This is a genomic window from Rhodococcus sp. Z13_19A (genome assembly GCF_058133575.1).
In genome coordinates this window covers 753,103-773,922 of record NZ_JBYUNN010000001.1, presented here as the reverse complement: position 1 = coordinate 773,922, position 20,820 = coordinate 753,103, and the positions used below count along the sequence as shown (strand labels likewise).

The 20,820-nt window shown below is 72.7% G+C and carries 20 protein-coding genes; 12 read left to right on the top strand and 8 right to left on the bottom strand.

The annotated features are described in order from the left end of the window. The first annotated feature begins 17 nt into the window (after positions 1 to 17). The 5 genes from AC3YNX_RS03595 (at position 18) to AC3YNX_RS03575 (ending at position 7,189) form a co-directional block, all read left to right on the top strand. Complete coding sequence (locus AC3YNX_RS03595; protein WP_489994622.1) at positions 18 to 1,322, top strand: amidohydrolase; 1,305 nt, start codon at positions 18 to 20, stop codon at positions 1,320 to 1,322. Continuing rightward, positions 1,309 to 2,184: an aromatic ring-hydroxylating oxygenase subunit alpha gene (locus AC3YNX_RS03590; protein ID WP_127784354.1), complete on the top strand. Its 876-nt coding sequence runs from the start codon at positions 1,309 to 1,311 to the stop codon at positions 2,182 to 2,184. Before AC3YNX_RS03595 ends, AC3YNX_RS03590 begins: the two co-directional genes overlap by 14 nt. Then, positions 2,181 to 3,689, top strand: coding sequence for an aldehyde dehydrogenase family protein (locus tag AC3YNX_RS03585; RefSeq protein ID WP_489994621.1), 1,509 nt, complete (start codon positions 2,181 to 2,183; stop codon positions 3,687 to 3,689). Before AC3YNX_RS03590 ends, AC3YNX_RS03585 begins: the two co-directional genes overlap by 4 nt. A gap of 226 nt (positions 3,690 to 3,915) precedes the next feature. Next, positions 3,916 to 6,984, top strand: a complete 3,069-nt coding sequence (locus AC3YNX_RS03580; protein ID WP_489994974.1) for a DEAD/DEAH box helicase — start codon at positions 3,916 to 3,918, stop codon at positions 6,982 to 6,984. Further along, on the top strand, positions 6,977 to 7,189 hold the full coding sequence (locus AC3YNX_RS03575) for a hypothetical protein (RefSeq protein WP_127784352.1): 213 nt from the start codon (positions 6,977 to 6,979) through the stop codon (positions 7,187 to 7,189). The genes AC3YNX_RS03580 and AC3YNX_RS03575 overlap by 8 nt, the downstream gene beginning before the upstream one ends. Here the strand turns inward: AC3YNX_RS03575 and AC3YNX_RS03570 are convergent. Beyond that, a complete protein-coding gene (locus tag AC3YNX_RS03570) occupies positions 7,186 to 8,016 on the bottom strand; it encodes an SDR family NAD(P)-dependent oxidoreductase (protein WP_489982153.1) in 831 nt (276 codons plus the stop codon). The two genes, AC3YNX_RS03575 and AC3YNX_RS03570, sit on opposite strands and share 4 nt — an antisense overlap. After that, positions 8,013 to 8,486, bottom strand: coding sequence for a nuclear transport factor 2 family protein (locus tag AC3YNX_RS03565; RefSeq protein ID WP_489994620.1), 474 nt, complete (start codon positions 8,484 to 8,486; stop codon positions 8,013 to 8,015). Before AC3YNX_RS03565 ends, AC3YNX_RS03570 begins: the two co-directional genes overlap by 4 nt. Before the next feature lie 346 nt (positions 8,487 to 8,832). Between AC3YNX_RS03565 and AC3YNX_RS03560 the strand changes: the two genes are divergently transcribed. Then, positions 8,833 to 9,507 (top strand): hypothetical protein, encoded by a 675-nt coding sequence (locus AC3YNX_RS03560; protein WP_127784349.1) that lies wholly within the window; start codon positions 8,833 to 8,835, stop codon positions 9,505 to 9,507. A gap of 75 nt (positions 9,508 to 9,582) precedes the next feature. Here AC3YNX_RS03560 and AC3YNX_RS03555 read toward each other — a convergent pair whose 3' ends face one another. The 3 genes from AC3YNX_RS03555 to AC3YNX_RS03545 form a co-directional block, all read right to left on the bottom strand. Next, positions 9,583 to 10,269 carry an EcsC family protein gene (locus tag AC3YNX_RS03555; RefSeq protein ID WP_489994619.1) on the bottom strand — a complete coding sequence of 229 codons (687 nt, stop codon included), beginning with the start codon at positions 10,267 to 10,269 and terminating at the stop codon, positions 9,583 to 9,585. Between the two features lie 82 nt (positions 10,270 to 10,351). Next, complete coding sequence (locus AC3YNX_RS03550; protein WP_489994618.1) at positions 10,352 to 11,053, bottom strand: PP2C family protein-serine/threonine phosphatase; 702 nt, start codon at positions 11,051 to 11,053, stop codon at positions 10,352 to 10,354. A 100-nt stretch (positions 11,054 to 11,153) separates the two neighbouring features. Next, on the bottom strand, positions 11,154 to 12,860 hold the full coding sequence (locus AC3YNX_RS03545) for a sigma-54-dependent Fis family transcriptional regulator (protein ID WP_489982149.1): 1,707 nt from the start codon (positions 12,858 to 12,860) through the stop codon (positions 11,154 to 11,156). Positions 12,861 to 13,369: 509 nt separating this feature from the next. On the opposite strand from AC3YNX_RS03545, the gene AC3YNX_RS03540 reads away from it, so the two are divergent. The 5 genes from AC3YNX_RS03540 (at position 13,370) to AC3YNX_RS03520 (ending at position 18,509) form a co-directional block, all read left to right on the top strand. Further along, entirely contained in the window at positions 13,370 to 14,374 is a 1,005-nt protein-coding gene (locus AC3YNX_RS03540; protein ID WP_489982148.1) for a ferritin family protein, read from the top strand. A gap of 157 nt (positions 14,375 to 14,531) precedes the next feature. Further along, positions 14,532 to 15,176 carry a hypothetical protein gene (locus AC3YNX_RS03535; protein WP_489994617.1) on the top strand — a complete coding sequence of 215 codons (645 nt, stop codon included), beginning with the start codon at positions 14,532 to 14,534 and terminating at the stop codon, positions 15,174 to 15,176. 85 nt (positions 15,177 to 15,261) lie between these two features. Further along, positions 15,262 to 16,572, top strand: coding sequence for a DUF2786 domain-containing protein (locus AC3YNX_RS03530; RefSeq protein ID WP_489994616.1), 1,311 nt, complete (start codon positions 15,262 to 15,264; stop codon positions 16,570 to 16,572). A gap of 27 nt (positions 16,573 to 16,599) precedes the next feature. Then, on the top strand, positions 16,600 to 17,103 hold the full coding sequence (locus AC3YNX_RS03525; protein WP_489994615.1) for a pyridoxamine 5'-phosphate oxidase family protein: 504 nt from the start codon (positions 16,600 to 16,602) through the stop codon (positions 17,101 to 17,103). 71 nt (positions 17,104 to 17,174) lie between these two features. Then, entirely contained in the window at positions 17,175 to 18,509 is a 1,335-nt protein-coding gene (locus tag AC3YNX_RS03520; protein WP_489994614.1) for an amidase, read from the top strand. Here AC3YNX_RS03520 and AC3YNX_RS03515 read toward each other — a convergent pair. From AC3YNX_RS03515 to AC3YNX_RS03505, 3 genes are read right to left on the bottom strand one after another with little or no spacing between them, the layout of a single operon-like run. Further along, positions 18,506 to 18,907, bottom strand: coding sequence for a PPOX class F420-dependent oxidoreductase (locus tag AC3YNX_RS03515; RefSeq protein WP_489982143.1), 402 nt, complete (start codon positions 18,905 to 18,907; stop codon positions 18,506 to 18,508). The genes AC3YNX_RS03520 and AC3YNX_RS03515 overlap by 4 nt on opposite strands. Then, positions 18,904 to 19,848 carry a 2-dehydropantoate 2-reductase gene (locus AC3YNX_RS03510; RefSeq protein WP_489994613.1) on the bottom strand — a complete coding sequence of 315 codons (945 nt, stop codon included), beginning with the start codon at positions 19,846 to 19,848 and terminating at the stop codon, positions 18,904 to 18,906. Before AC3YNX_RS03510 ends, AC3YNX_RS03515 begins: the two co-directional genes overlap by 4 nt. Continuing rightward, the gene (locus tag AC3YNX_RS03505; RefSeq protein WP_489982141.1) at positions 19,838 to 20,230 is read right to left on the bottom strand and encodes an ankyrin repeat domain-containing protein; all 393 of its coding nucleotides are present in this window, start codon (positions 20,228 to 20,230) and stop codon (positions 19,838 to 19,840) included. Before AC3YNX_RS03505 ends, AC3YNX_RS03510 begins: the two co-directional genes overlap by 11 nt. A gap of 89 nt (positions 20,231 to 20,319) precedes the next feature. On the opposite strand from AC3YNX_RS03505, the gene AC3YNX_RS03500 reads away from it, so the two are divergent. Next, entirely contained in the window at positions 20,320 to 20,796 is a 477-nt protein-coding gene (locus tag AC3YNX_RS03500) for a Fur family transcriptional regulator (protein ID WP_489994612.1), read from the top strand. Positions 20,797 to 20,820: the final 24 nt, after the last annotated feature.

Below are 20,820 nucleotides of genomic sequence, written 5' to 3'. Positions count from 1 at the left end.
TCCCCGGCGGAGCCGTGGTGGTGTCGGGCGACCGGATCGTCGCGGTCGCCACCGCCACCGAGCTGCGGTCCCAGTTCCCCGACGCCACCGAGGTCGACCTGTCCGGGCGGCTGCTCATGCCGGGGCTCGTGAACACCCACTCGCACTCGGGGCTCCTGCGGGGAACTGCTGAGCACCTCCCGGTGTGGGAGTGGCTGCGGATACACATCGACCCGATGCATCGCGTCCTCACCGCGGACGAGGCCGAAGCCGCGTCGTGGCTCTGCTACGCGGAGAGCGTGCTGGCGGGAACCACCACCGTCGTCGACATGTGGCGCTTCATGGAGCGCAGCGTGGCCGCTGCGGCCGAGATCGGAAACCGGCTAGTCACCGTCAGCTACGTCGGTGCCCACCCAGACCACGACTACTTCGACTCGCTCGACGACAACGAGCGCCTGCTGCAGCGCTGCCAGGGAGCGGCCGACGGACGAGTGACCGTGTGGGTCGGTCTCGAGCACGTGTTCTACGCCGACGACGCCGGCCAGCGGCGCGCCGTCGACCTGGCCCGCGACTACGACACCGGCTTCTACACGCACTGCAGCGAGTCAGAGATCGAGATCGCCGAGTTCGATCGGAGGTTCGGCGCGCGCCCGGTGTTCGCCCTCGAGCGGCTCGGGTTCCTGGACACGCCGCGGACCATGCTCGCGCACGCGGTGTGGCTGGACGACGCCGAGATCAGGCACCTCGCGCAACGCGGGGTTGGAGTCGCCCACAACCCGGTCAGCAACATGAAGCTGGCCAGCGGCATCGCGCCGATCACCGCGATGCTCGACGCGGGCGTCGCGGTGGGGCTGGGAACGGACGGCGAGAAGGAGAACAACAACCTCGACATGTTCGAGGAGATGAAGGTCGCGTCCCTGCTGGGCAAGCTCGTCAGGAACGACGCGGCCGCGATGGACAGCTGGACGGTCCTGGAGGCCGCCACCACGGGTGGTGCCCGCGCGCTCGGGATGGACGCTGACATCGGGTCCCTGGAACCAGGCAAGAAGGCGGACCTCATTGCGGTGCGCACGGACACGCCGCGCATGACGCCGCTGTTCGTGGACGGCCCCTTCGCGAACCTGCACCACAACCTGGTCCACGCCGTCCGGGGCGGCGACGTCGACCTGACGATGGTGAACGGCTGTGTCGTCGTCCGTGACGGGAAGCTGGTCGAGCACGACCTGCCGTCGATCATCGCCCGTGCCCGGGCGGCCGTGCCCGGCTTGTTCGCGCGCCGTGCCCAGTGGTTGGCGAGCACCCATGAAGGTGACCTGAAAGGCGTGTTCCATGCAGAAGTGTGACGACCCGGTGGTTCTGGACCAGTGGTACGCCGTGTGCGCCGAGGACGAGCTCGTCGACGGAGTGGTCAACACCCGGCTGCTCGGCGCGGAGCTCTGCTGCGGCCGTGAGCCCGGTGGCAAGCCGGTAGTCACGGCTGACGGCAGTCCGGTGCCGGTTCGGCAGCGGTACGGCTTCGTGTGGACCACGCTGGGCACGCCGGCCCGCGACGTGTTCGACATTGAGGAGTCCCGTGAGCCCGACCGCCGCTACGTGCCCTGCGGCTGGATAACCCTGCGGACCTCGCCGGGACGCGTGGTGGAGAACTTCCTGGACATGGCGCACTTCCCGTTCGTGCACACCGGGATCCTGGGTGGTGATGCGAACACCGAGGTCGCCAAGTACCAGGCGGAGATCCGGCACGACGTGGACGAGGTGTGGGCCACGAACTGCAGGTTCTTCCAGCCGCAGGTCTCCGCCGCGACCGAGGGCGCCTACGCCCAGCTGACCTACCGAGTCCCCGCGCCGTACATGGTCATGCTGTACCGAGTGTCGCCGGTGGATCCGAGCCGCAGGGACGCCATTGCCCTGTTCATCCAGCCGATCGCTGAGGACCTGTGCCGGGCGCAGCCGGTGATGTACCTCGTGGACCCGGACTCGGAGCACACCGATCTGCTGCACTTCGAGCAGATCATCTTCCTGCAGGACCGGATCATCGTCGAGAACCAGCGTCCGCTGCTGCTTCCGCTCGAACCTCGCGAAGAGATCCCCACCCGCGCAGACAGCTCCTCCGTCACCTACCGGCGCTGGCTCAAGTCCAAGGGGCTGCGCTGGGGTGCGCTCCCCTTCACCCAGGTTCACCCCAGCAAGGAGGGCTCCCGATGACCAGCCTGTCCGTGGCGCCAGCCGCCACCGTCCGGCACAGCGCCGACTTCTTGTCCGGGGCCGCGAAGAAGCTGCTCATCGATGGCGAGTGGCGCACCGGGGGCGGTCCGGAGCTCCTGTCGGTGGATCCGGCCACGGACCGCGTTCTGGCCGTGCTCGGGTCGGCGGACGCGACGGATGTCGACGCCGCGGTGGAGGCCGCGCGCGCGGCCCTTGACGGCAGCTGGACCGCCCTCACCCCGAGCGCACGAGCGCGGATCCTGTGGCGTCTTGGCGAGGTGATCGATGCGCATGCCGATGAGCTGGCCGAGCTGGAGACGCTGGACCAGGGCAAGGCCTGGGCGACGGCGCGATTCGCGGAGATCCCCGCCGCCGCCGAGCAGTTTCGGTACTACGCGGGATGGGCCACCAAGATCACGGGCAGCACAGTGACGCCGTCGATCACCTACCAGCCGCAGGGTCGGAAGGTGCTCGCGCACACTGTGCACGAGCCCGTCGGTGTGGTGGCCGCGATCGTGCCGTGGAACTCTCCGCTGCTGATGGCCGCGATGAAGCTGGCCCCCGCGCTCGCTGCCGGGTGCACGGTGGTGCTGAAGCCGGCTGAGGACACCTCGCTCACGGCGCTGCGGTTCGGTGAGCTGCTCTCCGAGGTGGGGATGCCGGCAGGGGTGGTCAACATCGTGACCGGTGGCGGCGAGGTCGGACGCATGCTGGCCGAGCACCAGGGAGTCGACAAGGTGACGTTCACCGGTTCCACCGAGGTGGGGAAGAGGCTGGTGGCGGGGGCAGGGGCCGGCAACCTCACGCGGCTGACCTTGGAGCTGGGCGGGAAGTCCCCAGTGGTGGTGCTCGGCGACACCCATCTGGCCGAGACCATTCCGGGTGTCGCGCGCGGCATCTTCACCAACTGCGGGCAGGTGTGCGTCGCCGGGAGCCGGGTCTATGCCGAGCGCTCCGTCTACGCGGAGGTGGTCGACGGGCTCGCGCATGCTGCCGGGGCGCTGCGGCTCGGGCATGGGCTGGACAGCGGCACTGACCTCGGTCCGCTGGTGAGCCGGCGACACCGGGCAACGGTGGCCTCGTACGTCGATGACGGTGTGCGCCGCGGTGCCACGGTCGTGGCCGGGGGCCGGGAGGTGGGCGACGTGGGCAGCTTCTACGAGCCCACCGTCGTGGTGGACGCCGCGCCGGACCTGCCGATGATGCGGGAGGAGATCTTCGGCCCGGTGGTGACGGTGACCCCGTTCGACGACGTCGACGAGGTGGTCGCCTGGGCCAACGACACCGAGTACGGCCTCGCTGCGAGCGTCTGGACCTCTGACCTCTCCCGTGCCCACCGGCTGGCCGGCGCGATCCGCGCCGGCACCGTCTGGATCAACTGCCACTCCTACTTCTCACCCGAGCTGGTGAAGGGCGGCCACAAGCAGTCCGGCTGGGGATACGAGAACGGTGCGGCGGGGCTGCAGAGCTACCTCGAGACCAAGACGGTGTGCATGACCGTGTGAGGAACCAGGCCGGTGGGGCGTGCGGTCTCATCGCGAGTCCGTGCGGCGGGGTGGTGTGCCAGGCCGAGACGACAGCAGCTTGGCGTCGGGCAGCGGGAGGTTCGTAGGCTGGTGGTGGGTGCCCGGCCTCGGGCTCCGACGCCGGGCGAACCAACGCCACCCCCTGGTGAACGCGCCGCTGAGGCAGTCGCGCTCCGCAGACCGTAGAGGAGCAGCAGCTTTGTTCGTGGCGCACGGGTTGTGGTCGTCGGCGGCGGGACTCCTGCTGTGGACCGAGACCGACGAGCGTGCGGGTGCGCCCGTTCCGGCGGGACTGCACCCGCTGGCGGTGGCCGACCCCGCGAGGCTGCCTCCTCCGCCCTCGGACTGGTCAGGGCCGCTCAAGGAGGCGCTCACCCCGTACGAGCTCGACCGGCTGCCCACCCTGCTGCTGCCCACCGGCACGATCGCCGGCCTGGCACCCGCCCCGCTGCCCTCGCCGGCGCTGCGGGCGCCCGACGCCGGGGCAGCCCGCGGCACGGACCTGGCGCCGTGGCAGGTCCCCGCCTGCGCGGTGGCCCGGGTGGACTCGGCTGACCTGCTGATGGAGGTTGCCTCGCTGCGCACCCCGAGCAACGGGGCCTGGGTCGTCGCTGACGAGCTGGCGTTCCTCGGCGACGTGGCCGCCGGCGTTGCCCGCTGGGTCTACTCCGGACGGGTGGTGCCGACCGTGGTGCGCGACGGCCAGCAGTGGCGGGCCCGGTGGGTGCTTGCCGACGACGGCCCGATCCGCACGTGGCGCACCCAGGTGGGCGCGGCCCTGCCCCCGGTGCTGCGCGCGGAGGTGGTCAACGGGTGCACCCCCAGCGGCACCGCGGTGGTGGACAGCCTCCTGGAGTCGTTGTGCGACAGCATCACCAGCGCCACGCTGTCGCTGGTGGAGCCCCGGGTGCGCCGGCCCGCGCACCCGCTGTTCGAGGCCCTGGACACCGGCGAGCCGCTGGCCGCGGGTGAGGCCCCGGACCCGGCCCGGCTGAGCAGCCGGCTGCACCGCTGGGCGACCAGCTCCACCCTGGACACCCCGGACGTGGTGTTCCGGCTGCTGGAGCCCCCGGACGACGAGGCGGAGGAGCCCTACCCGGGCGCCACCGAGGAGCCGAGCCCGCGCTGGATGCTGGAGGCCTGCGTGCGCACCGCCGACACGGCCCCGGTGCCGCTGCGGAGCCTGCCGCGCTCGGCCGCCCACGACAGCGCCGCCATGCATGCCCTGGGCCGGGCGATGGCCGCCTACCCGCCGCTGCGCGGGCACACCCCCAACCTGCACGAGCACGTGCTGATCCTGACCACCGCCGAGGCGCTCGACCTGGTCACCACCGGGGCGGCCGCGCTGCGGTCGGCGGGGATCACGGTGCTGCTGCCGCGGGCGTGGGCCCGGCGCGACCCCACGCTGGCGCTGCGGGTGATGGCGCCGGACGCCCACGTGGCGGCGGAGGAGGCAGCCCTGGGCATGGCGCAGCTGCTCGGCTACCGGTGGCGGATGGCGCTGGGGGAGGTGGAGCTGACCCGCGCCGAGCTGACCCGGCTGGCGCGGGCGCAGGCACCGCTGGTGCGGCTGCGCGGCGAGTGGGTGCAGGTCGATCCCGAGGTGGCCGGTCGGGCAGCCCGCTACGTCGCCGAGCACCAGGGCAGCGACGCCACGCTCGCGGAGCTGCTGGCGATGCTCGCCGGCGACGACCAGCCGCCCGCCCCGGTGACGGAGGTGGTGGCCGAGGGATGGTTCGGCGACCTGCTGGCGGGCCGGGTGCCCAGCGAGGCGCCCGAGGGGGTGGGCCTGCCGCCCGGCCTGCACGCCGAGCTGCGGCCCTACCAGCAGCGCGGGCTGGACTGGCTGGCGTTCATGAGCGGGCTGGGCCTGGGGGTGGTGCTGGCCGACGACATGGGCCTGGGCAAGACCCTGCAGCTGCTGGGCCTGCTGGTGCACGAGCAGGCCCAGCGCACCGAGCCAACGCTGGTGGTGTGCCCGATGTCGGTGGTGGGCAACTGGCAGCGGGAGGCCGAGCGCTTCGCCCCGGGGCTGCGGGTGGCGGTGCACCACGGGCCGGAGCGGGCGCGGGGGGCGGCCCTGGGGGCGCTCGCCCGGCGCAGCGACCTGGTGCTCACCACCTACCAGCTGCTGGCGCGCGACCGCGACGAGCTGGCCGCGGTGCAGTGGGACCGCGTGGTGCTCGACGAGGCGCAGCACGTGAAGAACAGCGCCACCGAGCAGGCCCGCGCCGCCCGCGCCCTGCCGGCCCGGCACCGCGTCGCCCTCACCGGCACTCCGGTGGAGAACCGGCTGGAGGAGCTACGTGCCCTGCTGGACTTCGCCAACCCCGGCATGCTCGGCTCGCCGCAGGCCTTCCGGGCTCGCTTCGCGGTGCCCATCGAGCGCGAGCAGGACCCGGAGGCGCTGGCCCGGCTGCGCACGGCCACCGCGCCGTTCATGCTGCGCCGGGTGAAGTCCGACCCTGCGGTGATCGCCGACCTGCCCGAGAAGCTGGAGATGACGGTGCGGGCCAACCTCACGGTGGAGCAGGCGGCGCTGTACCAGGCGGTGGTGGACGACATGCTGGCCACGATCAAGCAGTCGCGGGGGATGCAGCGCAAGGCGCTGGTGCTGTCCACGCTCACCCGGCTCAAGCAGGTGTGCAACCACCCGGCGCACTTCCTGGCCGACGGCAGCGGCGTGCTGCGCGACGGTGAGCACCGCTCGGGCAAGCTCGAGCTGGTGGAGGACCTGCTGTACTCCGTGCTGGCCCAGGCCGCCGGTCAGCACCCGGACTGTCCGCCGTCGAAGGTGCTGCTGTTCACCCAGTTCACCCAGTTCGGGGAGCTGCTCGCGCCGTGGCTGGGCCGCGAGCTGGGCGTGCCGGTGCCCTTCCTGCACGGCGGCGTGAGCAAGGGGCGCCGCGACCGGATGGTGGAGGCGTTCCAGCGCCCAGCGGGCCCGCCGGTGATGCTGTTGTCGCTGAAGGCCGGTGGCACCGGGCTCAACCTCACCGCGGCCAACCACGTGGTGCACCTGGACCGCTGGTGGAACCCAGCGGTGGAGAACCAGGCCACCGACCGGGCGTTCCGCATCGGTCAGCAGCGCGACGTGCAGGTGCGCAAGCTGGTGTGCGTGGGCACCGTGGAGGAGCGGATCGACGCGCTGCTCACCGGAAAGCAGGAGCTGGCCGACGTGGTGGTGGGCGCGGGGGAGACCTGGCTGACCGAGCTCGGCACGGACGAGCTGCGCGCGCTGATGACCCTGGGCGAGGAGGCGGTCGGTGAGTGAGCGTGCGAGCGCACCGGTGGGCCCGCTGGACACGGACCTGGCTGACTGCCTGGACCGCTACTACCAGCCCAGCGCCCGCGTCCCGGTGCCGCCGGTGCGGTTCCGGCCGGTGGTGGACGAGCTCGACCCGGCGCTGCTGCGCACCGCGCTGGGCAGCGACCGGGCCGTGGCCTACCTGCGGGACTGCTACCGGCGCCTGGGCTAGACCTCCTGCAGCGGCGGGAACAGCGGTCCGCCCCCGAAGAACGGCCGGTGGGTGGGCGGCTGGCGCCCGTCGGAGTTGGTCAGGCCCTGCTCGCGCCCGTACTCGGCGGTGATGATGGTGTGGCCGTTGTAGGCGCGCAGCTTCTCGTCGTGGGCGAGGGCGTTGATCACCTGGCCGATGTACTCCGGCTCCTCGGCGTCGGCGATGGAGAACCCCTCGAAGCTGTCGCCCATGGACTTCACCCGCTCGGTCTGCACCAGGCCGAGCCACAGCGACACTGCGGTCACCCCGGTACCGGCCAGCTCGACGGCCATGTCCGCGGCCATCTTGTCCAGTGCGGTCTTGGACATCCCGTAGAGCACCGAGTGCAGGTAGCCGCGGGAGCCGAAGGAGGAGATGTTGGCCATCAGCCCGGAGCCCTGCGGCACCATGATCTTGGCCGCCTCGACACACGCAACGTAGTGGGCGCGCAGCCCGATGCCGATGAGGCTGTCCCAGTCCTGCACCGGCCGCTTCCAGAACGGCTGGGTGAACCCGGCGTATCCATCGGGGTTGGCCCACGCGTTGTTCACCAGCAGGTCCAGCTGGCCCTGCTCGTCGGCGATGCGCGCGAACACCTCCGCCACCTGGTCGTCCTGGTGGTGGTCGCAGGCCATGGCGTGGCCGGCTCCACCGGCGGCGGTGATGGCCTCGGCAGTGCTCGCGAGCCGGTCGGCGTGCCGGCCGGTGACGTAGACGGTCCAGCCTTCCGCGCCCAGCGCGCTGGCCACCCCCTTGCCCACGCCTCGTCCGCCTCCGGTGACCAGGGCGACCTTGTGCGCGCTCACGGCTGCTCCACCACGGTGTCGTCGGTGAGCGGGCGGGTGATCGACCAGCCCCGGGTGAAGTGGCAGCGGTCCATCTTCCAGTCGCCGTCCTCGATGACGTAGTGGTCGTCGTACTCGCCGCTGAGCACCGTCTCGGTGCGTGCGTGCAGGTCGACCTGGCGGAACTGCAGGGTCCAGCGGCCGGTGGCCTCGGCGGGGCCGACGATGGTGACGTCGGGGTGGAACCCGTGGTGCATGTCCAGCACCCGGTGGCCGCTACTGTCCTGGGCCAGCGCGATGCGCTCGAACACCGCGGCCATGCCGTCGGCGTCGGTCGCGCCGAGCGTCCCGTAGTCGATGGACGAGCCCGTTCGAGTGAAGCAGCTGCGAAACCCCTTGGGGTCCTTGGCATCACAGGCTCGCCAGTAGTCGTGCTTGAGCTTCTTGATGCGCTCCACCTGCACCAGCTGCTCCAGTTGTGTCACCGTCACCACGGCTCCCCTCGCCGGCGACCTCCGTGGTCGCCGGCGCCAACCTAGGGCAGATGAGGCGTGATGTCTCTCACAGTGTCCGTTCACCGGAACGGTCGTTCGTCTATCCCGCTCACCTGCGTGCCGTCGAGCCAGGTATCCAGAGTTATTGACCTATCACTAGATGGGCGCATAAAGCGCGAGCGGCGCCGGACGCAGCCCGCCGGCGAGGCCGTGGGCAATGCTGTCGAGGGCCCACGACGCGGTGGTGAACGAGGCGTCGTCCGGCAGGGAGAATGGGGGGGTGCACCCAGTCCCGCAAGAGCTCGCCGATCGTGTCCGCCGCCCCATTCCTGAAGGGTGCTCGGTGATCCCGCGCAGCCTGCCCATCGTGGCGCAGGGCGACCCCAGCGTGGCCGCAGTGGCCACCCTGACGGTCAACCCGAGCAAGCTCGAGCTGACCACTCCCACGGGGACCTGGCTGGCCGGGGAGTACCGCCGGGTGGAGTCGTTGCGCTCGTTGGACGTCACCGACGCCGCGACGCTGACCGACGAGCAGGTCGCCGCGGTGGTGGCGCGTTGCTACGGCTACTTCCAGGCCAACCCGCACCGCCCTGCCTTCGCCGCGCTGGAGGAGCTGCTCGGCGCGGTGGGAGCGGGCAGCTACTACGACGGCACCGCCTGCCACCTGCACCTGGTCCAGTGGGCGACCAACCCGGTCTGGCACGGGCTCCCTCCGGCCGTCCGGGAGCAGCTGGTGGCGGCGGACGCGGACTTCCTGCGCTGGCAGCTGCGCAGCTCCGGCGTGCGCCGAGTCCTGGTCAACGGCGGCAACGCCCTGGAGTGGCTCGTCCGCGCAGGGCTCGTCGCCGCGTTCGAGACCGAGGAGGTGGAGTACCGCAACGCCAAGGGCAACCTGCGCACCATGACGCTGTCCTCGGCCGAGGTCGACGGTGTGCGCTGGCAGGGCTGGCCCACCCCCGTGGAGGACACGCTCAGCCCGGACGGCCAGGCCGCGCGGTCGGAGTGGTTGCGCGCCTGAGCTTCACCGCTCGATCATGCTCTCTTCGGGAGTGTTGGGCCGACGCTAGACAGCTCTAGGCGCCGGTAGCGAGCGCTACTGGTCGATCACGGTGACGCCCGGTCCGGCGAAGCGGCCCGCCACCGGCCGGGGCAGGAACAGCGTGCGGGCGGAGCGGGCCGTGGTGGTGATGCCCACCATGTTCACCCCGGCCCCCACCCCGCCGCCGACGAACGGCACCAGCTTCACCAGGTTGACCGCGCCCCGCTGGCCGAACTTGGCCACCAGCTGGTACCCCACCGACCGGTTCAGCTCGCTCAGCTCGGCGGTCGACAACCCGCTCAGCGCGGTGAGGACGTCCTTGCCGTCGGTGCTCACCCCGTGCTGGGCGAGCAGGTCGGTGCCCTCCTCGCCGAGCAGGGTGATCAGCACCAGGCTGCGCACCTGCGGCGCGGCCAGGTCGTAGCCGCGCAGGTGCGCGATCGCCGCCGAGAGCCGGGCGGCAGCCACGTGGTAGCTGGTGACATCGGCGGGCAGGCCCACCACCAGGGCGAGAGCGCCGCCGATGCTGGTGGCGAACCCGGTGGCGCCCACCATCCTGCGGTGCGCCACCAGCAGCCGCTGGATCGCCGGCTCGGGATCCCCCTCGGCCGCGAGCGCCTCGGTGGCCACGGCCTCGGCGCTGCGCCACGGACCGAGCCCGTCCACCCCGGCGGTGAGCACCCGCTCCACCAGCTGGTCGCCGGTGGCGCGCAGGGCCGGGTTGTCGGAGAGCTCGCTCATGGCCCCACCGTAGCGACGTCAGCCGCAGAAGTGCCTGCCGCGCTCAGCGGTCGGTCCTCTGCCTCAGAGCTCGGCCTGCGCGTCAGAGGTCGATGACGACGACGGTGACGTTGTCACGCCCGCCGGCCTGCACTGCTGCCTGGACCAGCTCGGTGGCCGCCTGCGCCGGGTCCTCGGGCGCCAGGCCGGCCGCGATCTGCTCGTCGGTCAGCTCGCTGTTGAGCCCGTCGGAGCACAGCAGCAGCCGGCCGGCGTGGGCGGGCAGCTGGTGCACGGCCGGCACGGGGGGAGTGGGCTGGCCACCGCCGAGGGACGCGGTGAGCAGGTACTGGCCGGGGTGCACCCGGGCCTCCTCCGCGGTGATGTCGCCGTGGGCGAGCAGCACCTCGGCCTGGTTGTCGTCGGTGGTGACCTGCTGCAGCGCGCCGTCGGCGAGCAGGTAGGCCCGGCTGTCGCCCACGTTGCCCACCAGCACCTCGCCATCGGCGTCGCGGCAGGCGAGCACCATGGTGGTGCCCATCCCGGCCAGCTCGCCGTGGGCGGCGTCGCGCACCCGGCCGTGCGCGGTGGCGAAGGCGGCGGCGACCAGGTCGGCGTCGGCGGGCTGGTCACCGAGCACCTCGGCGGCTGCCTCGACCGCCATCCGGCTGGCCACCTCGCCGCCCGCGTGGCCGCCCATGCCGTCGGCGACGATCCACACGGTGTCGGTGGTGAGGGCGGCGTCCTCGTTGTTCTCCCGCACCTGCCCCACGTCGCTGGCGGCGGCGTACCGGCTGGTGTTCACGCGTGCTCCTGTACTAAGCGGTGGGCCTGCATTGCTCCACAGTGCATCACGCGGGTCCGGTCGATGGTGAATTGAGCGCCGCTGGGCGCAGGCTCGGTCGTCAGCCGACGGGCGGGACGATCCCGTAGTCGTGGATCTTGCGGTAGATGGTGGCGCGGGACATGCCCAGGGCGTGGGCGGTGGCGACCTTGTTCCCCCGGGCGTCGTTGAGCGCCTGCACGATCGCGTCGCGCTCCATCGACTCCAGCGGGCTGAGCAACCGGCGGCTCACGGTCTGGGCCGCCGGTGGCAGGTCCTCGGGCTGGATGACGCCGCTGCGCCGGCGCTGCGCCACCTGCCGCAGCACCTGCAGCACCTGCGCTGCGTTGCCCGGCCAGGACGACCGCATCAGCAGCCGCATCGTCTCCGGGGCGCAGGTCAGGTCGGCGCCGTGCTGGAGGCGGCTGAGGAACAGCGCCACCAGCTGGGGCAGGTCCTCCATGTGCAGGCGCAGCGGCGGAACCTCCACCGTGCGGGGGAACAGGCCCAGCAGGCGGTTGAGCTCGCGGCCCTCGCTCACCCGCTCCAAGGTCAGCCCGACCCACAGCGGCTGGGCGCGCTCCACCGTGGCGGCTTCGCGCAGCAACGCGCCGAGCTCGCGCAGCTGCGCCGGCCGGAGCCGGTCCACGTGGCGCACCACGAGGCTGTGGTCCCTGCGCAGCAAGGCTTGGCTCGCCCCGGCGAACCACTCCAGGTTGGTCGAGGCGTCGGCGGCGTCCAGCAGCACCAGGCGGCGGTCGGGCTGCTGGCGGGACTGTGCGGCCCGGAGCAGGGCAGTCTTGCCCACGCCCGGCTCGCCCTCCAGCGCGAGCCACTCGCCCGAGCGGACGACCCGCTCGGTCTCGTGACAGGCCCGCAGCCACAGCGGTGCGTACCCGACCAGCCCGGGCAGCGGCATCCGCACCGGGTCGCTGCTGGTCAGGTTGTGCCTGTGGTCAGGCTCGCCGAGCTTCGCGTGCGCCACCAGCCCGGCGACCTTGCCGTTCTCTCGGACCGGGCGGCAGTGCATCCGGGCGGTGATGCCGGTGGGCAGCTCCACCACGGTGGACACCCGGCTGCCGTTGCCCAGCAGCTCCGCGGCGTGGCTCAGCAGCGCGGCCTGGTCGGCCGGGTCGAGGGTGGCTCGGGCGTAGTCGTTGAGCATGGCCATGTTGTGGTTCACCGCGAAGACCACGCCGGACGTGCGGTGGCAGGTGCGCATGTACTCGTGGAACAGCTCCAGGTGGTTGGACCCGGTCTCGGTCAGCATCTGCTGGCGGATCTGCTCCGCCGTGGTCTTGGCCAGGGTGAGCAGCAGCGGCCCCGCGTCCTTGCGCCAGCACGTGAGGTCGATGGCGCCCACGGTGCGACCGGAGACGGGGTGGCGGACGGGCACGCCGGCGCACGCCAGGTTCTCCAGGCTCTCGACGTAGTGCTCGGGCCCGATCACCTCGGTGGGCTCGCCCGTCGCCAGAGCGGTGCCGATGCCGTTGGTGCCGGCGTAGTGCTCGCCGTAGGAGAACCCGGGGGCGAGCTGGACGTGGTCGAGGTGACGCTGCAGCTGGGAGTCGGCGGTCAGCCGCAGGAGCACCAAGCCGCTGGGATCGGTGAGCACGACGCTCACCGGTTGTCCGTCCAGCTGGTCGCACAGGTGGCGCAGCACCGGCTCGGCGCTGCGCGTCAGCGGAGTGTCGGTGTCCGGGTCCTGCAGGTAGGGCAGCTCGATCTGGTCGGCAGCGAGGTCACGGTCGCGCGATCGGCGCCACGAGGCCAGGATCGGCCCCCGCACCTCCGGCTCGGCGGAGAGCCGGCTGACCCGCTGTGCTGCGCGGCTGTTCCGCGCCGTCCCTGGCCTGGTCGGCGCTGAACTCGGTGGTGTTGGCCTCATTGCCTCGCCCAACTGATCACGCGGTCGGGCAGCCTCTTCTCGGCTGCGCACCGACCTCGGCTCCCCGCCCGCGGCGGTGGGTCTCGTCCCCCTCACGGTAGCCACCACCGCTGCGGTGCGCCTGTCGAAGCGTGGTGCTGGACGGGCCCGTGCGAGCGGTGGTTCCTGGACACGCCCGACCAGCGCGGGGCCGGTCTCAATGTGAGAAGTCCCGGCCCGGCGCGGCCTCCGCAGGGTCAGGGTCAACCAGGAAGTCCTGACCCCCTGACCCCACCGCACGCCCACCCACGAGGAGCCCAGCCAGGGCCGACACCAGAGGACCACGCATGAACATTCCCGACCGTGTAGCCAAGGCGGTATTCACCGGACTCGAGCCACGTCCGGCACGGGCCGGAGCCAGAGAACCGCAGGTGAGCCCCTACCCCGACCACGCCGAGGGCGGCCCGAGCTGGTGGAACGCCTCGGCCGAGGGCGGAGTCGGGCTGCCGCTGGACTGGACCGTGCTGCGTGCCTGGGGGCACGCGCCGCCACGCGCCACCACCCGAGGCGCAGGTTCCCGCAGCGCCCCCGGGTGGCAGGAGTTCCACGACGGCAACCTGGCGGGGGAGGCGATCGTCCACCAGGACACCGCGGCGGTCGGGGCAGCAGTGGCGCGGCAGGTGCACGTCGCCAGGTCCACCGGCGACCTCGGTCGCTGGGACCCCCGGTGGTCACGGTTCGTGGCCAACAACGTCGGCGCGTGGATGCACGTGGAGCGCAACCTCGGGCGCGGGCTCTTCGCCGAGGCCAACCGGCGCAGCCCCACGCCCGCGCACCGCAACGCCATCGCGCTGAACAGCATGCACCGCATCCGCTTCGGCCAGAACCTGGCGCTGCTGCTGCACACCCTGGCCGAGGAGGTCCCGCACTTCGAGGGCGGAGCCCACGTGCGGGTGTGGCAGCACGACCCGGCCTGGGCGGGGGTGCGGCGAGTCACCGAGCAGCTCGCGGCCGTGACCGACTGGGCGGAGGCGGTGTTCGTGGCCAACATCGTCTTCGAGCCGCTGGTGGGGGAGCTCTTCCGCAACCACCTGGTGCAGCAGGCCTGCCTGCGCAACGGGGACAACATCACCTCGACGGTGCTGCGCACCGGCCAGCGCTGCTACGCCGGCCGCGACCTCCGCTACACCACGACGATGTTCGGCCAGCTCGCCGCGGACCGGGAGTTCGCGATGCACAACCTGGCGCTGATGGACCTCTGGCTGGCGGTGTGGGTGCCGCCCTGCCTGGACGCCGCCCGCCAGCTGCAGACCCTCTGGTCCCAACCGCCGGTGGCCCCACCACGGTTCGAGGACGGCCTGGACCGCGCCCGGACCCGGCTCGCCCTGGTGCTCACCGACCTCGGGCTCGACCGGCCCGAGGAGCTGAACCGCTGAGCAGTGCTCGTTGCCGGTGGGCACCGGGTTGCGGGCGCGGCCAACCGGTGGTGCCGTGGTGCACAGCAGGACCCACCAGCAGCACGCCAGGAGGACACGCCATGGACAGCACGCCACGATGCCTGCCGAGCGCTGGTGGCCGAGCCTGGGTGCGGGCGTGAGCGCCCCTGAGGAGGGCGGGCCCCAGCTCTTGCGGCGGCTGGACTCCGAGGGCGCCGCGATCCTGGCCGGGCACACCGCCACCTTCGACGACCTGCGGATGGTGCTGCAGTGCTGCGAGCGGCTGGTGGTTGCCCTCGGCGGCGCCGAGGGCAGCGAGGAGCAGACCGATCAGCAGGCGGCAGACGCTGAGCGCGCCGCGGACCGGGTGCTGGTGGAGTCGTTGTGGACCACGGCGCTGCTGTCCTACGCCCGCTGCTTCAGCCCCTCGGCGCTGGGCACCCGGCTCACCGAGCACGACCTGGCCAAGACGGAGCTGGAGGGGGAGCTGCTGGAGTGGCACCGGGCGCTGATGGAGCTGGCGGCGCACTACGGCAGTCCGGTGGACAACCCGCGCGAGCGGTTCTTCGTCGCCATCTCCGAGAACGAGGACGGCCTGGCCGGTGGGCTGGCCCTCACCTCGCTGCAGCAACCCTTGGTGGACCTGATGACGGTGCGACAGACCGGGGCGATCGTGTTCGCGCTGACCGAGCTGGTGAACGACCGGATCGGCGCCCAGCAGGACGTGGTGCTGGCCGAGCTCGGCGAGCTCAGCGCCGACGAGCTGGACCAGCTGGAGACGCTCGAGGTGAGCCCCGAGTAGCTGAGCGTCCACCGCCGGTGCCCGCCGGTCCGTCTCCGAACCGCCGGGATCCAGAGCTGTCGGGGGGCCCGGCCAAGATGTGGTCATGGCCCAGCACCGCGTCGACGCCCGGTACCGGCACTTCACGCACCCCTCCGGCGGCCACGCCCGCCGCAGGCCCGGACCGGGGCCGGTGGGGCCGGAGCTGGTGGAGCAGGTGATCGACGAGGGCGCCCAGCGCGCCTTCGGGCCGTGGGCTGACGCCGCGGCGCTGGAGCAGGCGGCCATCGTGCTCACCGAGCTGGACGGCGAGCAGGGTGCCGCGTCCGGACGGGCGGCCCAGGCGCTGGTCGAGCAGGTGGCACGGCTGTGGGAGAACGGCTGGCAGCCGGCCGACGTGGTGCACGTGGCGCGCCGGCAGTGGACCCAGCGCGTGGGGCGCCTGGCCGCGGCCGTGGTGACGCGCGAGGCCCGGACGAGTCACGCCGAGGAGCGGGCCCCCGCGGAGTGGCGCGAGCAGCTGGCGGCCCTGCCCACGGTGCCGGCGGCAGGACCAGCGGTGCTGAGCGCCTGGCGCGGGTCCGAGGAGCTCACGGCCGTGCAGGCCTGGCAGGACGCGTTGCGGCTGCTGGGCTACCTGCGCTCGCTGCGGGGCGGGCTGCAGCCGCTGTGCCCGCCCCCGTCGCAGTGGGGTCGCGCCGCCGCCGCGCCTCGCCCGGCCCCCAGCGCGGCGGTCGACGCCAAGGTCCTGGGCCGGGTGCGCGCGCTGCTCGCCAAGGCCGAGTCCACCGACTTTCCGGAGGAGGCCGAGGCGCTCACCGCCAAGGCGCAGGACCTGATGACCAGGCACGCCATCGACGCTGCGGTGGTCGGAGCCGCGGCCGGTGCCCGGCTCGCCGAGCAGGTCCGCGCTCGGCGGCTGCACGTGGACAACCCGTACGGCGAGGCCAAGGTGCACCTGCTGGACGGCGTGGGCGCCGCCAACGGTGTGCGAGTGGTGTGGACCTCCGCCTACGGGATCGCCACGGTGATCGGCCTGCCCACCGACCTGCAGCTGGTGGAGGTGCTGTTCACGTCGCTGCTGGTCCAGGCCACCCGCGCGGTGTCGGCCGCGGCGCCGGGACACCCCGGGGTGAAGGCCTTTCGGCGGGCGTTCCTGCTGTCCTACGCGGTGCGCATCCGGGAGCGGCTGGCCGACTCCCAGCAGCAGGCGCACGCCGCGGCTGCCGACGTGTACGGCACCGCCCTCGTCCCGGTGCTGCAGCAGCGCTCCGAGGCGGTCCGTGAGGTGTTCACCGAACTGTTCCCACAGGTGATGACCAAGCGGACCAGTCCGGTCGACCCGCAGGGCTGGCGCGCGGGGCGTGCCGCAGCCGACGAGGCCGACCTCGGAACGGGCGGTCTCCGGCGGCGGTAGCACCCTGCAGCGTCGTACGGTGTGGCCATGGCTGAGCCCGTCGCGGAGATGCCGTACATGCCCGACTACGGCGTGCAGGCGCAGGGCTGGCACCCGTTGCCCTGGAGCTGGGCGGCCGAGCGGCTCGGCGCCGGACGCAGCTACTGGGTGGTCTCCGGCGCCGGAGCGCCGCACGCCCTGCCGGTGTGGGGCGTGTGGGACGACGACGAGCAGCGCTTCGCGTTCTCCTGCGGGCCACGCTCGCGCAAGGCCCGCAACCTCGCGGCGAACCCGCGGGTGGCCGTTGCCCTGGACGACACCGTGGAGTGCCTGTCCCTGCAGGGCAGCGCCGAGGTGGTCACCGATGACACCCGGCGGCAGGAGTGGGCCCGCCGGTACGTGGGCAAGTACCAGCCCCTCTCCGCCGACCTCGACGCCGCGTTCGTCCTGGCGCACCTCGTGTTCGAGGTGACCCCGGCCCGAGCCGTGGCCGTGATCGAGCGGGAGGAGGACTTCGCCAGCCGGCCCACCCGGTGGCGCTTCGTCGACTGAGCCGCGACAGTCCCGCTGCGACCTGCGGAACGGGGCGAACCGGCGAGCTCCCGCGTAGCGTCCGCGGGGTGATGACTGCTACCGAAACTGCTGCGGCCGTGCGCGAGGGATCGTTGACCGCTCGAGCGGCCACCGAGGCGGCGCTGGCGCGGATAGCCGAGCAGGACAGCGAGCTCGGCGCCTTCCAGGTGGTCCGCACCGAGCGGGCCCTTGCCGAGGCTGACGCCGTGGACGCCCGGGCCGACCGCTACGCGCTGCCGCTGGCCGGGGTGCCGGTGGCGGTCAAGGACAACGTGGCGGTGTCCGGCGAGCCGATGCGGGAGGGGTCGCTGGGCAGCGACGCCACCCCCCAGCCGCGCAACCACCCGGTGGTCTCTCGGCTGCGGGCGGCGGGCGCCGTCGTGGTGGGGCTGACCCGGGTGCCTGAGCTGTGCGTGTTCGGCACCACCGACTCCGCCTTCGGCGTCACCCGCAACCCCTGGAACACCACCCGCAGCCCCGGGGGATCCTCGGGTGGGTCCGCCGCCGCGGTGGCCGCGGGCATGGTGCCCGTTGCGCACGGCAACGACGGCATGGGGTCCATCCGCATCCCCGCGGCGTGCTGTGGCCTGGTCGGGCTCAAGCCCGGCCTCGGCGTGGTGCCCGCCCAGCTGGGCGACGGCGCGTGGTTCGACATGGCCGAGAACGGCCCGCTGGCCACCACCGTCGCCGACTGCGCCACGGTGCTCTCGGTGCTGGCCAAGCAGCCCGAGCTGGCCCAGGTGCGCGAGCCCACGGCCCTGCGGATCGCGGTCTCCACCCGCTCTCCAGTGCCGGGAGTGCGGGTCGACCGGCACTACGCCGAGGCCGCCCGCCGCTCTGGCGAGCTGCTCGCCCAGGAGGGCCACCGGGTGGCCCAGGCCCACCCGTCCTACCCGGTCTCGGTGGGACAGTCGGAGCTGGTGCGCTGGCTCGTCGGCACCGAGCTGGAGGCGCGAGCGCTCAGCGATCGGTCGCTGCTGGAGGCCCGCACCGCCAGGCACGCCGCAGTGGGCCGAGCACTGCTGCGGGCAGGGCTGCCCAAGCCCGCTGGTCGGGACAAGTGGCAGCACAAGGCCGAGGCGTTCTTCGCCGACCACGACGTGCTGCTCACGCCCGCACTGGCGCAGCCTCCGCTGCCGGCCGACCGCTGGGGCGAGAAGAGCTGGCTGTCCAACCTGTGGACGAACATCCGCTACGCCCCGTTCGCTGCACCGTGGAACCTGGCTGGCTGGCCGGCGATGGTGGTGCCCGCCGGTACCCACCCCAACGGCCTGCCGCTGTCGGTGCAGCTGGTGGCCCGGCCTGGTGGCGAGGCCACCCTGCTGGGGCTGGCGCTGCAGCTGGAGCGGATGCGGCCCTGGACCCGCACCGCCCTGACCCGCTAGGGCTGCTGCTGGTCGAGCGTGACCGCCACTCCGACGGTGCCGCTGCGACCCCGCCGCAGCCGGCTGCCGAGGATCGCCACCCGGCCGGCGATGCCGTACTTGCGCTGGATGAGCTGGCGGACCCGCTCGGTGGCGTCGGCGTCGAGCACGGTGGCGGTGCCACTGACGGCGGAGCCCCGGGGCTTGCCCCGGGCGTCGCACGGGGCGACCGTGACGGCCGGGTCGCGGCGGATGCGCTTGACCTTGCCCGCGTCGGTGGCGGTCCAGATCACCAGCGCGGCGCCGTCGCGGGCCACCCACACCGGGGTCGGCACGGTGGTGCCGTCGCGGCGCCGGGTGGTGAGCAGCACGTACTTGGCGGTGCCCAGCCGGTCGAGCTCGCCTGCGTGGGTGGTCATGGGTTCCCCTCGGTTGGTGTGTTGCCGGTGCTGCCCTCGCTGAGAGCCTTGGTCAGCGCCCAGATCGCCTGGTTCAGCGGGGCCGGCACGTCGTGCTCCCGAGCGGCGCGCACCACGGCCCCGCAGAGCAGGTCGTGCTCCAGCGGCCGGCCGGCCACCCGGTCGTAGTACATGCTCGTGCCGTTGTCGTCGGGGTAGGAGCGAAACAGCTCCAGCACCTCCTCCACGTCGGCGCCGCTGAGCCGGGCACCCACGGACGAGCCCACCGCGGCGGTCTCGATGAGCAGCGACCGGCAGAGCTCGGCCACCTCGGGCTCGCGCAGCACCTCGCAGCGGCGCAGGGTGAGCGCGGTCAGCGGGTTGGAGCCGATGTTGACCATCAGCTTGTGCCAGGCGGCGGTGCGGAAGTCGGGGTCCTGGCGCACCGAGGCGCCGCCGTCCAGCAGCGCGGCCAGCGACTTGCCGGCGGGCTCCTCCGGCACGATCAGCTGGTTGCCGAGGTGGTGGGTGACGGCGCCGCTGCCGGTGCGCTCGGCGGAGGCGCGCACCAGGGCGGGCAGCACCGTCGCCGTGCCCACCAGCGGCTGCACCCGCTCCACGTGGTCCACACCGTTCTGCAGCACCACCACCACCGTGTCCGGCCCCACCAGCGCGTCCAGCCACGGCTGGGTGGCGGCGGTGTCCTGGGCCTTGACGGTGAGCATCACCCAGTCCACCGGCTCGGCGTCGGCCGGGCCGGGCACCGGGGTCACCGGCACGGTGCGCGTGCCTCGTCCGCCCCGGCCGTCGCCGGTGATGGTGAGCTGCTCGACCGGCGTGCGGGTGCACAGCAGCGGGGTGGGCGCGCCGGCCAGCTCCAGCCAGGACGCCACCAGGCCGGCCACGGCACCGGCTCCGACGAGGGCGATGCGCGGCTCGTCCATCGACTGCTCAGCGCGCACGCAGCAGCTTCGCCATCTCCGGGAGGTTGAAGAACTCAGCGATGGCGACCGCCGACTTCGGCCCCTCCTCGGGGTCGGCCCCAGCCTCGAGCAGCGCCGTGACGATGGGCTCGGACTGCCGGAAGACGGCCGCGGCGAGCGCGGTCTGACCCATGTCGTTCACCCTCGAGGTGTCCGCGCCGCGCTCCAGCAGAGCCTGCACGGTGTCCAGGTGCACGTGGTAGGCCGCCAGGATCAGCAGCGTGTCGCCCTTGGTGTTGGTGAGGTTGACCGGAACGCCGGCGTCGAGGGCCTCGGTCAGCGGACCGGTGCGCCCCTCCCGGGCGTGCTCGAACAGGGACTGGACGAACTGCAGTTCTTCCTCGGTGAGCTCGGATGCCATGACAGCAACCTTAGGGCGATGGCGAGGTGTGTGCTGTCAGACTCGCCGCTTTTCTTGACTCATTCCAGAGTTTGCGGTCTGATGGGCACATGACACCAGCAGCCAGCTCCGCCGCCGCTCGGGTGCGCGCTGCCGGCCTGCGGGTGACCAAGCCCCGCGTGGCCGTGCTCGAGGCGCTGGAGCAGGCGCGGCTGGACCGACAGCACCTGCCGGCCGGGGCGATACTGGAGCAGGTCCGCCCCGTACTTGGCTCGGTGTCCACGCAAACCGTCTACGACTGCCTGGACGCGCTCACCCGCGCCGGGCTGCTGCGCTCGATCGAGCCGGCTGGACACCCCGTGCGGTACGAGATGCACGTGCCCGACGACCACCACCACCTGGTCTGCCGCGGGTGCGGACAGACCAGCGACGTCCCGGCCCTGGCCGGCAGCGACGCCTGCGTGCGCACCGCGCCGGTCGACGGCTTTCGGGTCGAGGCCACCGAAGTTATCTTTTGGGGGTGGTGCCCCAGCTGCGCGGCGACCACGCAGCCGGGCCAGCCCCTAGAGCGGCACGATTCCCCCTGAACCGCACGGCCCCCCTGAACTGCA